The organism is Rhodospirillales bacterium (assembly GCA_016872535.1).
Taxonomy (GTDB): domain Bacteria; phylum Pseudomonadota; class Alphaproteobacteria; order Rhodospirillales; family 2-12-FULL-67-15; genus 2-12-FULL-67-15.
The window spans coordinates 1-12,047 of the sequence record VGZQ01000087.1; the positions used below are offsets into that span (position 1 = coordinate 1).

Here is a 12,047-nt window from a genome sequence, read left to right on the forward strand (position 1 = left end):
CGCCGGATGGCTTCGCGCCCCGCCCGCTCGCCGCCGACACCGAAACCGTGATACAAACCGAAACGTTCACCCTCTGAGTGGACCTAATCCAGGGGAAAGGTCAAAATCACGCGAGCGGCCATGCGATATAAGAAAGACCACAAAAAGGAGACTCACGCGCGGATCGTCTCCATGGCCAACCGGCGTTTCCGTGAACGTGGTTTTTCCAAGACCGCCATCCCCAAGGTCATGGGCGACGCGGGCCTGACCCACGGCGGCTTTTACGCCCACTTTGCCTCGAAAAACGCGTTGATCGGCGAATCGATAGAGCAGGCCTTTCGCGACAGCATCGCGATGTTGTTCGCCAAGCTCGACGGCCTTGATCTCGGAACGCAGTGGGCAAAGATCGTTCACCGTTATTTACACGAGCGCCATCGCGACTCCCTGGCCGAAGGTTGTCTTATGCCGGCGCTCTCCGGCGAAGTCGCGCGCATGAACCCAGACCAACGACGGCTCTATGAAGAAGGGTTGAAGGCGTTTGTCGCGGTTCTGGAACGCTATGTTCCCGGGGTTGACGGAGAACCCCGGGAAAAGCGCGCGATCGCGCTTCTTGCGTCGCTCGTGGGCGGCGTTCTCTTATCCCGGGCGGTGGTGGATAAAGCATATTCGGATCGGATACTCGAAGCCTGCCGCACGTTCGCTCTCGCCGAAACCCACTCGACACCCCCAAATCCGGCCTGAACCTATCTGAAATTCCGGAAAAGCTCCTTACGGACGGTCGCCCGCGCGCTATATCTTAACCCATGTCCGCGACCGAAACCGCCCCCGGGGCGCCGGCCACCCTCGTCGGCCTCTCGCGCGAGGAATTGCGCGAAGCGCTCGCGCGCCTGGGCGAGCCCGCGTTCCGCGCCGACCAACTCTGGCATTGGATCTACCATCGCGGCGCGACCGATTTCGCGCGCATGACCACGCTCGCCAAGAGCTTGCGCGAAAAACTCGCCGCGACCCACCGCGTCGGCCGGCCGGAGGTGGCGCGCGATCTGCGCTCGGCGGACCATACGCGCAAGTGGCTGCTCCGGTTCGAGGACGGCAACGAGGCCGAGACGGTGCTGATCCCGGAAGACGACCGCGGCGCGCTCTGCGTCTCGTCACAGGTCGGCTGCACGCTAAGCTGTTCCTTCTGCCATACCGGCACGCAAAAACTGGTGCGCAACCTGACCGCGGCGGAAATCGTCGGCCAGGTGCTTGTCGCGCGCGATCGCATCGGCGAATGGCCCGCGCCCCGAGAGGGGCGCCTCTTGTCCAACATCGTCCTGATGGGTATGGGCGAGCCGCTGTTCAACTACGACAACGTGGCGAAGGCCCTGAAGATCGTCATGGACGGCGAGGGTATCGCCATCTCCAAGCGCCGGATCACGCTCTCGACCGCTGGGGTCGCGCCGACCATCGGCCGGGTCTGGCGCGAGCTCGGCGTCAAGCTCGCGGTCAGCCTGCACGCGGCCCGCGACGAATTGCGCGACGAATTGGTGCCGATCAACCGCAAATACCCGTTGAAGGAATTGTTCAGGGCGCTTCGGGAGTATCCGGCCGACAATGCGCGGCGCATCACCTTCGAATACGTGATGCTGAAGGGCGTCAACGATTCGGCCGCCGACGCGAAGGAATTGATCCGGCTGGTGCGCGGCCTGCCCGCCAAGTTCAACTTGATTCCGTTCAACCTGTGGCCGGGCGCTCGTTACGAATGTTCCGACGCCGCCGTCATGACCCGCTTCGCCGGGCTGCTCAACCAAGCCGGCTATTCGGCGCCGATCCGGGAACCCCGCGGGCGCGACATCCTCGCGGCTTGCGGCCAGCTGCGTTCCGACAGTATCCGGGCGCGACGCCCGCGCAGCGAGCCGACCATCGCGGCCAATCCTTGACAGCGGCCGCTTGACTGTGGTCAAACGAACGCGCGCCGGGGCGTTCTACTCTCGGCGCCTTGATTTTCCAGAGGTATCCTTATGGTCGAGTTCCGTAGTCTTACTTTCGCCGCCGCCCTTACCCTCGCGCCCGTCTTCGCTTTTGCTCAATCCGGGCCGTCCGTCACGATCGAGAATCCTTTCGCCCGTCCTTCCGCCGGCACCGCTGGGGCAGGCGCGGCGTACATGACCATTCGCAACTCGGGCACCGCCGACCGGCTGTTGTCGGTCTCGACGACCGTCGCCAGCCGGGCCGAACTGAACGACCACATCCGCGAAGGCGACGTGATGAAGATGCGGGAGATCGATTCGATCCCGGTTCCGGCCCAGGGCGCGGCCGAACTGAAGCCTGGCGGCCTGCACGTGATGCTGATGGGTCTCGCCCAACCGCTCAAGGTGGGCGACACTTTCGCGCTCACGCTCACGTTCGAGAAGGCCGGGGCGGTAGCGGTTCAGGTACCGGTTCGCGAAATGGGCGCGGGCGCGCCCAAACAGCACGGCATGCCGAAGCACTGAGAACGTTTCCGTCTCTCACCACCCGCGGCAGCGGTCCCAGGTCGCAACCACCTCGGTGCCGCCGTCGAGGACGTGATAAGCGTCGAAGCACGCCGCCGTGATGCAGGCGTGATTGGGATAAACGCGCACCTTGCCGCCGATCGGGAGCAAGTCGAACGGCAACGGGGACCGCGCGCTCGCCCGGCCGTGTTCCTGGCTGACGCCGACGACGGTGACGCCGTCCAAGGTCCGCCCCGCGAGATCGGCCACGCGCCCGAGGCCGCAATCGCCGCCCGCGAGCCGCTCGGTCGAGCGGTCCTTGGACAGCGCCAGCGCGCCCGCGTCCAGGATCGCCGCGTTGTCCTTCCGCCGGTGTCCGATTACGCTCGCCAGGACCGACACCGCGATGTCGTCCGCGCCGCACGATCCGATGCCGGCCTGGAACAGATCGCCGAACATGTAGACTCCGGGACGCATTTCGGTCGCGCCCCTCAGGTCGCGCGCATGAATCGCCGTCGGGGTCGAGCCGACGCTGACGATGTCGCAGGCGAATCCGGCTGCGCGCAGGCGTTCGGCCGCAAGGGCGGCGCCGGCGCGCTCGCCCTCGGCGATGCGGGCCATGGCGGCGGGATCGCGCGCGTCGTAGGACTGGCCGGCGTGGGTCATGACGCCGACGACGCGCGAGCGGCCGGTGGATTCGATCGCGCGCGCGACCTCGATCAACTCCGGATCGGCGGGATCGAGGCCGAGGCGGCCGTCGCCGGTATCGATTTCGATCAAGGCCCGGTGGCAGGCCGGATGTCCGGCAATAGCGCGCGCGGCTGTCAGGTTATCGGTCACGAATTTGATATCGGCGCCGCGCTTGACCAACTCCGCGATCTCGTCGAGCTTGGCGGGCGCCAGGCCGACCGCGTATAAAATGTCGCGTACCCCGTGATCGAGGAAGTAGGAAGCTTCCGCCAGCGTCGACACCGCGATGCCCGACGCGCCGCCGTCGAGCGCAAGACGGGCGACGGCCGCCGATTTCGCCGTCTTCATGTGCGGGCGCAATTTCACGCCGAGCGCGCGGGCGCGCTCCGTCATGCGCGCGAGATTGGCGAGCAGCTTCGGACGCTCCAGCAGCAATGCGGGCGTTTTGAGGTCCCGAATGTCCATTGCGCCCGGAATTCTAGAAAACAAGGAGCTTCCCGCAAGGGGAATTGCGGGTTGCGCCCGCGCGCCGCGGGCGTTCTAATCGGTCGGATGGACGCGCAGGGTGATCCGATATTTGAAATCGTCGAAACCGGCGCAATCGCCGACGATTTCGCGCGCGCAGTCGCCCTCGGGCTCGCGCGTGAGCCAAAATCGATCCCCGCCAAGTATTTCTACGACGCCCAAGGGGCCCGTCTGTTCGAGGCGATCTGCGATCTGCCCGAGTATTACCTGACCCGGGTCGAACTCGGGATTTTGAAAGAACGCGCGGCGGATGCGGCGCGGCTTGCCGGCGCGGGATGCCATCTGATTGAATTCGGCGCGGGCGCGAGCGTCAAGATGGGACTGATCCTAAACGCGCTCGCCGCGCCCCGCTCTTACATCGCCGTCGATATCTCGCGCGACTTTCTGCTCGCGGGCGCGCGCGCGGCGGCCAAGGCGCATCCGGGCGTTCGCGTCGTCGCCGTGCACGGCGATTACACGGGCCATGAGCCGCTCTCCCTGCCCGATCTCGGTCCGGGCCGGCGGCTCGGGTTCTTCCCCGGTTCGACCATCGGCAACCTGACGCCCGAGGAAAGCGTCGTGTTTCTCAAGCGCGCCCGGGCGCTGCTCGCGGACGGGGATTTGATCGTCGGCGTCGACACCAAGAAAGACAAAAAAATCCTCAATGCGGCCTACGACGACGCGCAAGGGGTGACGGCGGCGTTCAACTTCAACCTGCTTCGGCGCGCCAACACCGAACTCGGCGCCGACTTCGATCTCGCGGCTTTTCGCCACGTCGCGTTCTACGACGAAGCCAAGGGCCGGATCGAAATGCATCTGGAAAGCCTGAAGGCGCAAAAAGCGTCGATCGGCGGCCGCGAATACGATTTTCGCGCGGGCGAACGGATCCTGACCGAGATTTCCTGCAAATACGCGATCGCCGAATTCCAGGACGTCGCGCGCAGGGCCGGTTTCGCGCCGCTCGCCGCCTGGACCGACGGCGAGGCGCGCTTTTCGGTCCACTATCTGCGCGGCTCGGGCGAATCTTAAAAGACAAGCACCTTGTCGACGGCGAGCGTCGCGGCGGCGAGCTCCTTCATGGTGCTGCGTCGCGCGCCGTCCATCAGTTCGGAGTCGGCGAGACCGCGGGCGTCCATGCAGGTTCCGCACAACAATACTTCGCCGCCGGCGACGATAACTTGTTTCAGCATCTTCTCGACGGTGTAATAACCCGCCGGCACTTTCTGGTTCCTGTGGCCGCCGCTGACCGCGTCGGCCATCAGGAACATGGTCAGGCCGACTCCGGGCTCGGCGATGGCCAGTGATTGGGCGAGGCGCAGCGCGTTATAGAACCGCTCAGTGCCGTAAGGGGGGTCGTTGAGGATGAACAGGAACTTCATGGGTGCCTCCTTCCGGGGCGGTTAGAACCACTTGAACAGCCAGTATTTCTCGAACGTGACCTTGCCGTAGTGGAGGACGCGACTCGGCCGGCGAAGCGCGATTTTCGGCACGGGCTCGGCGTAGAAATTGCCGCTGCCGTAACCGGCGCGGCCGTCGCCCATCTCGATAAAGCATTCGCCATGCCCGTCGAAGGACCGCCGCTCGGCGCGACCCGCGATCGCGGCGGCGATGTTGCGGGCGACGATGTCCGCCTCGCCGTGCGCGAACACTCCCGCCTTCGGCAGCGGCTTGCCCGACTTGAGCATGATTCCCGTGACGTCGCCGATCGCGTAGACGTCCGGGAATCGGGTTTGCAGGGTGTGCCGGTCCACGGGAATCCATCCCGTTTCCCCGGCAAGCGGGGACGAACGGACCGCCGCCGGCGCGCGGTGCGGCGAGACGTAGGCCAGCAGGTCGTAATCGGCTTCCGCGCCGTTGGCGAAGACGATCCGGCGGTTCGCGCCGTCGATGGTGGTCGCGGCGTGGTTCGGGTAATAGCCGATGCCGCGGGCCTCGACCATGGCGCGGAGCTGCGCCGAAACTTCGGGACCGGCGACCGGCATCGGGCCGGGTTCGGGGGTGTAGATGTCGACGCGCACCCGATCCGCCAATCCGCGCTGGCGATAGTCGGCTTCGAGCAAGAGGGCCGCCTCGTAGGGCGCAGCCGGGCATTTGAACGGAAGCGCCCCGATCAGCACGACAACCCGTCCTTGGCGCACGTCCATCCGGGCGTCGCGCAGGCGCTTCGCGCCCTCCAAGGTATAGAAATTGTGCCCTGCCTCGCCGAGGCCGGGAACGGCTTCGGGCGCAAGTTCGGCGCCAAGCGCGATGATCAGATAATCGGCGACGAGGTCGCGGCCGTCGACGCGGACGGCGCGATTTTCCGGAGAAATGGAGTCGATCGTTCCGTGAACGACGGTCACGCCGCTTCGCTTCAATCCCGATAAAGAACGCGAAATCTGCCGGGAACGCCGCGCGCCGACCATCAGCCAGAGAAGCGACGGCGAAAAAACGTGGTGGGAATCGCGCTCGATCAGGACGATCCTGTGTTCCGGCGGCAAAAGCTGGTGGAGGCGGGTCGCGGCGACGATGCCGCCGATGCCGCCGCCGAGAATCATGACCGTCCGGCCCGTCACGTCGGCTCTCCGGGCCCGAACGCGTACTTGCCGCTCGCCCTGCGGAAGGGCTGGGTCAGCATCCTGTCGAGGCGTAGCTCGGACGGGTCGCGGAACGCATCGATGCCGACGACCATACCCTCGTGCCCGAGCGAAGGTTCCGCACAGTAGGTGCCGAACAGACGGTCCCACCACGGCAGGTTGAATCCGAAGTTGCTGTTGGTCTCGGCCGGGATCGCGGAATGGTGGACGCGGTGCATGTCGGGCGTCACCACGAAAAGGCGCAAGGCGCGGTCGAGCGGAACCGGCAAGCGGGCGTTGGCGTGGTTGAAGAGCGCGGTCGAACTCAGGGCGATTTCGAAGGCGAGCACGGCGACGGCCGGCGCGCCGAGCGCCGCGACGATCGTCGCCTTGATCAGCATGGAGAGCACGATCTCGATCGGATGGAAACGCGCACCGGTGGTGAGATCGAAACCGAGATCGGCGTGGTGCATCCGGTGCAGCCGCCACAGGGCGGGCACGGCATGGAATAGGACATGCTGGAGATAAATGGCGAGATCGAGAGCCACGAACGCGAGCGCGACTTCGAGCCAAAAGGGCAGCGCGACGGCGTTGAAAAGGCCGAACCCCTTGGCCTCGGCTGCGAGCGCAATCCCAATCGCGCCCAAGGGAAATAGCGCGCGCACGATCAGGGTATCGAGCGCGACGATGCCGAGGTTGCTCGGCCAGCGGGCCATTCGCCCGCCGCCCAGGGCCCGGCGCGGGGCGAGAACCTCCCACGCCGCGACGGCGGCGAAAATCGCGACGAATGCGCCGAGCCGGATAAAGGTTTCGCCGTCCGCAATCATCGGGTCGCCAGGGTCATTGTCTAATATTCAAATGAACGTTTGAATATTAGCAGCGGACGGCGGCAACGTCAACCCGGCTCGGGATCGGCCGGCGGGGCGCGGACCCTAGGGACGCCGTCCCACGGGGCCGCGGGCGGCCTTCCATTCGGGAAAGCCGTCGGCCAGGCGGCGGGCGCGAAAGCCCTTGGCGCGCAGGCGGCGGACCGCGTCGAAGGACAGCAGGCAGTAGGGACCCCGGCAGTAGGCGACGACTTGCTTGCCGCGCGGAAGCTCGGCCAGGCGGCGGGCAAGTTCGGGCAGCGGGATGTTGACGGCCCCCGCGATGTGCCCGGCCCGGTATTCGCCCTCGGGCCGGACGTCGAGCACGGTGACGTCGTCGGATTTGACCAGTCGCAGCAGTTCTTTCTGGTTGACCGGCTGGGCGGCGTCGCGGGACGCGAACTCCTCGCGCAGGATTCGATCGACCTCGGCGACGCGGCGCTCCGCCACGCGCCCGAGGTCGGCGACGATGCCGGCGATGTCGTCGTCGGTGAGTGCGTAGAAAATCCGCACGCCTTCCCGCCGGGCGCGGGCCAGCCCGCCATCCTTGAGCACCTGCAAATGGTGGGAAGCGTTGGCGACCGACAGCCCGACCGCGTCGGCCAGTTCCTCGACGCTGCGCTCGCCCTGGCCCAGGACCTCGATCAAGTCGAGGCGATGGGCATGGGCGAGCGCCTTCGCCATGCGCGCCAGTTGCGCGAAAATCCGTTTCTTCGGGGATGGTTTGCGCATCGGATTATCCGACCATCTTAATGACTGCGGCATTGAACATCAAAGCGCTGCCGGTGGCATGGAAAACCGGCGCATGCGCGTCCGCTTGCCGGAGGGAGGGGGTTTCGATAGTGTCCGGCCGATGCCATGATATAACGCCTTTTCACGCCGCCATGACCAAGCCCGGAAAAAAAGACCTGAAAGTGGTGCTCGCCTATTCGGGCGGGCTCGACACGTCGGTCATCCTGCGCTGGCTGCAGGATACCTACGATTGCGAGGTCATCACCTTCACCGCCGATCTCGGCCAGGGCGAGGAATTGGAGCCCGCGCGCCGGAAAGCCGAGATGCTCGGCATTAAGCGGATCTATATCGAGGATTTGCGCGAGGAATTCGTGCGCGATTTCGTGTTCCCGATGTTCCGCGCCAACGCGCTTTACGAAGGGGTCTACCTGCTCGGCACCTCGATCGCCCGGCCGCTGATCGCCAAGCGCCAGATCGAGATCGCACGCGAAGTCGGCGCCTCCGCCGTCGCCCACGGCGCGACCGGCAAGGGCAACGACCAAGTCCGCTTCGAGCTCACCTGCTACGCGCTCGAACCCTCGATCAAGGTGATCGCGCCGTGGCGCGAATGGAACTTGAACTCGCGTACGCAATTGATCGAGTATGCGGAAAAGCATCAGATTCCGATCCCGAAAGGAAAGCGCGGCGAGCCACCCTATTCCATGGACGCGAACCTGCTGCACATTTCCTACGAAGGAAAAGCGCTGGAGGATCCGTGGGTCGCGCCCGACGAATCCATGTTTCTGCGCACGGTCGCGCCGGAAAAGGCGCCCGACAAACCGCTGGAAATCGAGATCGACTTCGAGCGGGGCGATCCGGTCGCCATCGATGGCGCGCGCTTGAGCCCGGCCGCCCTGCTGCAGCGCCTGAACGAGATCGCCGGCGCGCACGGCGTCGGGCGGGTCGATCTGGTTGAGAACCGCTTCGTCGGCATGAAATCGCGCGGGGTTTACGAAACGCCCGGCGGCACGGTGCTGCACATTGCGCACCGGGCGATCGAAAGCCTAACGCTCGACCGCGGCGCCATGCACCTGAAGGACGAGGTCATGCCGCGCTACGCCGAGCTGGTCTACAACGGCTTCTGGTTCTCGCCCGAGCGCGAAATGCTGCAGGCGCTGATCGACAAGTCCCAGGCGCGCGTTGCGGGCACCGTTCGGCTCAAGCTCTACAAGGGCGGCATCCAGGTCACCGGGCGGCGCTCGCCCTTCAGCCTCTACAACCAGGAGCTGGTCACGTTCGAGGCGGATTCGGTCTACAACCAGCGCGACGCGGAAGGGTTCATCAAGCTGAACGCGCTGCGCCTGCGCCTGCGCGGCGCGCTCGAACGCGAGCCCGATTGATTGGGGCGCCCCGCAAGCGGTTACGACGCCGCTTGGATCGCGGGCGCCGCCGCCGGACGGGCGGACGTTCGCGCCGGCTGGGCGCGCGTCGCGGCGGTGAGGCGGGCGAGGGTCTCCCGGCCCGCCCAATAGGCGAACATCGCGAGCGGCACCAAGGTCACGTCGGTCTTGCGCATGCGCGCGGGCCGCGCGCTCGCGCGGGTGAGGACGAACGCCTTGGCCTCGGGGTTGGTGGTTTCGACGAAACCGACCAAGTGGCCGGGTCCCTTGACGCCGGCACCCTTGGCATAGGCGTCCTGCCAATCGACCTCGAAGGCGCGCAGCGGTTTGCCGTTGGCATCGAGCGCGATCAGATCGACATGTCCCTCGCGCCAGCTCGCGTACGCGAGCCTTCCGGCATCGGGCGAGCCGAGCCATTGGGCGGCTAAGGCGGTTTCGGCGACATCGGCGAAACTCGCATCGGCGGGCGAGGCCGGTCCGAGCAGACAGCTCCGCAACGACGGCGCGACCAGATAAGACTTGAACGCGACCGCGCGCTGGAAACGGCGCCCGGCCTGATCGAGGCGTTCGACGCGCCGGATCAAAAAGGCCTGTTCGAGAAAATCGAGGTACTTGCGCAACGTGTTCTTGGCGATGCCCACGGCCTTGGCGAGATCGTCGATACCGGTTTCGCGTCCGGTGTCGCGGGCGAGAATCAGGAACACGCGGCCGAGTTCGGCCGCATCCGCGATCCCGGCCAGGCCGGCGAGGTCGCGGCGCAAGACCCGCTCGGCCAAGTGATCGCGCACGAAGCCCGGCGCGGGCGGCCGTGCATTCGGCCCGGCGACACCTTCGGGAAAGGACCCGAAGTTGACGTAGTGCTGGAACTCCGCGTCCAACTGGGGCAGCGCGCCGGGCTTGAGGCTCGCCAATTCGTGCCCTCCGGCTCCGGCGAACAGGTCCTTGTCGCGCCCGCGAACGGCGAGAAACTCGGCGAAGGTGAGCGGCGGCAGGACGAACGTCTCGAGACGGCCGCCGTGGGCGACCGCATCGGTCGCGAGCGCGGGCGCTTGCGCGCTCGCGGCGCCGATCACGCGGGCGCGCGGGTAGGCGCGGGCGAGCCCGAGCAGCAATTTGGCGAATTCGGGCGCGTACTGGACCTCGTCGAGAAGAATGTACAGTTCGGCGGACGTTTCATGCTTGCGCTCGCGGGCGAAGGCGGCGACCAGCGCGGAAAAATCGGCGGTCGCGTAACTCGGCGTCGCGAAGGACGCGTACAAAATATGGCCGGGCGGTACGCCTTGCCCGATCAGGTGGGCGACCGTCTGGCGCAGCAGCACCGTTTTACCCGCGCGCAGCGGGCCCGCGAGCAATAGCGCGCGGCCCATGCCCATGGCTTGGGCGCGGGCGAGGAAGGGGGCGAAGAAGTCGCGCTTGGGCGGCGTGCGGAAACGGATCGGGGTGTCCGCTTCGGCGTTCCACCACGGATTGTCGAAGGCCAAACGGACGAGCAAATCGGAGGTGGAAAGAATCGCCATGACGAGTTCGGTTCGGATTTATGGACTCGCCTGTGCAAAACGGAACATTTGCGGCCGATGGTGAATAACGGGAGAAAACAAACGCTTCACCACCATGGATAGATAAGATCAGCGGGTTGATCTTATCCGGATTGACGACAAAGTCATTCAATTAATAATTTGGCGAACGCGTCGGCGCATTTCCGGCAGCAAATCCCCGGCGAACCACGGTCGAGACCGTTCCCACCCCTTTGTTCGCCACGATGGATGGGGCAGGGGCAGGAAGTCCGGCAGAAATTCGCGCCAGCGTTCGACCGTGTCGGCGACCGTGCGTCCGGCGCGCTCGCCCAGGTAGTAGCGCTGGGCGTAGACGCCGACCAACAGGGTGAGCCGCACCCGGGCGAGGCGGGGAACGACGCGCGGGTGCCAGGTCGGGGCGCATTCCGGTCTCGGCGGCTTGTCGCCGCCCTTCTTGTCCCGGCCCGGATAGCAAAATCCCATCGGCACGATGGCGATCCGGGATTCGTCGTAGAAGGTCTCCCGATCGACGGCAAGCCACTCGCGCAGGCGATCTCCCGAAGCGTCGTTCCAAGGAATCCCGGTTTCGTGGACCCGGGTGCCGGGCGCCTGGCCGACGATCAGCAACCGGGCTTCGGCGCTCGCCCGCAGCACCGGACGGGGCCCGAGCGGCAGATGATCGGCGCATAGGGTGCAGGCGCGCGCTTCGCGCAAAATGCGATCCAGCGCCCGCGTCATCGGATTTCGGCGAGCAGGTCTTCGACGAATCGAGGGACCACCACGCTCGCCGCGCCGTAGTCGCTCTCCTCGAAGAGCGTCGCGCCCTCGGACGGCTCCAGGTTCAACTCGACGGTGCGGGCGAAGCCCCTTTCGCGCACCCGGGCGACGAAGCCCGCCGCCGGGTAAACCGCGCCCGACGTTCCGATCGACATGAACAGTGAGCAACGGTCGAGGGCGGCGCCGATTTCTTCCATGTGGAACGGCATCTCTCCGAACCACACCACGTGGGGCCGCATGCCGCCCGCGCGGCCGCAGGCGGGGCAGGGGAGAGCGACGCCGAGATCCTCGCGCCATGGGCGCGCGTCGCCGCACCGATCGCAGCGCGCCTTCAGAAGCTCGCCGTGCATATGCAGTACGTTGTGGCTGCCGGCGCGCTCGTGCAGGTCGTCGATGTTCTGGGTCACCACCAGCACATCGGCGGGCCATTCGGCCTCGAGCCGGGCCAATGCTGCGTGCGCCGCATTGGGTTGGATCGCGGGATCGAGCAGCGCGCGGCGGCGCCGATTGTAAAAATCGTGTACCCGCGCCGGATCGCGCCGGAACGCGTCGGGCGTCGCCACGTCCTCGATCCGCACCGTCGCCCAGATGCCGTCGG

13 protein-coding genes are annotated in these 12,047 nt (G+C 66.2%); 5 read left to right on the top strand and 8 right to left on the bottom strand.

Annotated features, from left to right (window positions below; all coding sequences use genetic code 11):
• The first annotated feature begins 120 nt into the window (after positions 1–120).
• The 3 genes from FJ311_13995 to FJ311_14005 all read left to right on the top strand — a co-directional run bounded on the left by FJ311_13995 (position 121) and on the right by FJ311_14005 (position 2,453).
• Positions 121–720, top strand: coding sequence for a TetR/AcrR family transcriptional regulator (locus tag FJ311_13995; protein ID MBM3952550.1), 600 nt, complete (start codon positions 121–123; stop codon positions 718–720).
• A gap of 62 nt (positions 721–782) precedes the next feature.
• Positions 783–1,898 (top strand): 23S rRNA (adenine(2503)-C(2))-methyltransferase RlmN, encoded by a 1,116-nt coding sequence (gene rlmN / locus FJ311_14000; protein MBM3952551.1) that lies wholly within the window; start codon positions 783–785, stop codon positions 1,896–1,898.
• A gap of 81 nt (positions 1,899–1,979) precedes the next feature.
• Positions 1,980–2,453: a copper chaperone PCu(A)C gene (locus FJ311_14005; protein MBM3952552.1), complete on the top strand. Its 474-nt coding sequence runs from the start codon at positions 1,980–1,982 to the stop codon at positions 2,451–2,453.
• A gap of 15 nt (positions 2,454–2,468) precedes the next feature.
• Here the strand turns inward: FJ311_14005 and FJ311_14010 are convergent, their stop codons facing one another.
• Positions 2,469–3,587, bottom strand: a complete 1,119-nt coding sequence (locus FJ311_14010; GenBank protein ID MBM3952553.1) for a DSD1 family PLP-dependent enzyme — start codon at positions 3,585–3,587, stop codon at positions 2,469–2,471.
• Between the two features lie 87 nt (positions 3,588–3,674).
• On the opposite strand from FJ311_14010, the gene egtD reads away from it, so the two are divergent.
• Positions 3,675–4,655 carry an L-histidine N(alpha)-methyltransferase gene (egtD, locus tag FJ311_14015; GenBank protein ID MBM3952554.1) on the top strand — a complete coding sequence of 327 codons (981 nt, stop codon included), beginning with the start codon at positions 3,675–3,677 and terminating at the stop codon, positions 4,653–4,655.
• Here the strand turns inward: egtD and FJ311_14020 are convergent.
• From FJ311_14020 to FJ311_14035, 4 genes are all read right to left on the bottom strand, one after another.
• Positions 4,652–5,005 (bottom strand): hypothetical protein, encoded by a 354-nt coding sequence (locus tag FJ311_14020; protein ID MBM3952555.1) that lies wholly within the window; start codon positions 5,003–5,005, stop codon positions 4,652–4,654. The genes egtD and FJ311_14020 overlap by 4 nt on opposite strands.
• A 21-nt stretch (positions 5,006–5,026) precedes the next feature.
• Positions 5,027–6,163, bottom strand: coding sequence for an NAD(P)/FAD-dependent oxidoreductase (locus FJ311_14025; GenBank protein ID MBM3952556.1), 1,137 nt, complete (start codon positions 6,161–6,163; stop codon positions 5,027–5,029).
• A gap of 14 nt (positions 6,164–6,177) precedes the next feature.
• Positions 6,178–7,008: a sterol desaturase family protein gene (locus tag FJ311_14030; protein ID MBM3952557.1), complete on the bottom strand. Its 831-nt coding sequence runs from the start codon at positions 7,006–7,008 to the stop codon at positions 6,178–6,180.
• A 105-nt stretch (positions 7,009–7,113) separates the two neighbouring features.
• On the bottom strand, positions 7,114–7,779 hold the full coding sequence (locus FJ311_14035; GenBank protein MBM3952558.1) for a metalloregulator ArsR/SmtB family transcription factor: 666 nt from the start codon (positions 7,777–7,779) through the stop codon (positions 7,114–7,116).
• A gap of 152 nt (positions 7,780–7,931) precedes the next feature.
• Here FJ311_14035 and FJ311_14040 point away from each other — a divergent pair, with 152 nt between their 5' ends.
• Entirely contained in the window at positions 7,932–9,158 is a 1,227-nt protein-coding gene (locus FJ311_14040; GenBank protein MBM3952559.1) for an argininosuccinate synthase, read from the top strand.
• 20 nt (positions 9,159–9,178) lie between these two features.
• Here FJ311_14040 and FJ311_14045 read toward each other — a convergent pair whose 3' ends face one another.
• The 3 genes from FJ311_14045 to FJ311_14055 all read right to left on the bottom strand — a co-directional run.
• Positions 9,179–10,675, bottom strand: a complete 1,497-nt coding sequence (locus FJ311_14045; GenBank protein ID MBM3952560.1) for an ATP-binding protein — start codon at positions 10,673–10,675, stop codon at positions 9,179–9,181.
• A 147-nt stretch (positions 10,676–10,822) separates the two neighbouring features.
• Positions 10,823–11,410, bottom strand: coding sequence for a uracil-DNA glycosylase family protein (locus FJ311_14050; GenBank protein ID MBM3952561.1), 588 nt, complete (start codon positions 11,408–11,410; stop codon positions 10,823–10,825).
• On the bottom strand, positions 11,407–12,047 hold a 641-nt coding region (locus tag FJ311_14055; GenBank protein ID MBM3952562.1), incomplete at its 5' end, for an NAD-dependent deacylase. The genes FJ311_14055 and FJ311_14050, both read right to left, overlap by 4 nt.

Coding starts and splice junctions, on each gene's coding strand:
- FJ311_13995 (MBM3952550.1), top strand. CDS start 121: ATGCGATATAAGAAAGACCACAAAAAGGAGACTCACGCGCGGATCGTC.
- rlmN (MBM3952551.1), top strand. CDS start 783: ATGTCCGCGACCGAAACCGCCCCCGGGGCGCCGGCCACCCTCGTCGGC.
- FJ311_14005 (MBM3952552.1), top strand. CDS start 1,980: ATGGTCGAGTTCCGTAGTCTTACTTTCGCCGCCGCCCTTACCCTCGCG.
- FJ311_14010 (MBM3952553.1), bottom strand. CDS start 3,587: ATGGACATTCGGGACCTCAAAACGCCCGCATTGCTGCTGGAGCGTCCG.
- egtD (MBM3952554.1), top strand. CDS start 3,675: ATGGACGCGCAGGGTGATCCGATATTTGAAATCGTCGAAACCGGCGCA.
- FJ311_14020 (MBM3952555.1), bottom strand. CDS start 5,005: ATGAAGTTCCTGTTCATCCTCAACGACCCCCCTTACGGCACTGAGCGG.
- FJ311_14025 (MBM3952556.1), bottom strand. CDS start 6,163: ATGATTCTCGGCGGCGGCATCGGCGGCATCGTCGCCGCGACCCGCCTC.
- FJ311_14030 (MBM3952557.1), bottom strand. CDS start 7,008: ATGATTGCGGACGGCGAAACCTTTATCCGGCTCGGCGCATTCGTCGCG.
- FJ311_14035 (MBM3952558.1), bottom strand. CDS start 7,779: ATGCGCAAACCATCCCCGAAGAAACGGATTTTCGCGCAACTGGCGCGC.
- FJ311_14040 (MBM3952559.1), top strand. CDS start 7,932: ATGACCAAGCCCGGAAAAAAAGACCTGAAAGTGGTGCTCGCCTATTCG.
- FJ311_14045 (MBM3952560.1), bottom strand. CDS start 10,675: ATGGCGATTCTTTCCACCTCCGATTTGCTCGTCCGTTTGGCCTTCGAC.
- FJ311_14050 (MBM3952561.1), bottom strand. CDS start 11,410: ATGACGCGGGCGCTGGATCGCATTTTGCGCGAAGCGCGCGCCTGCACC.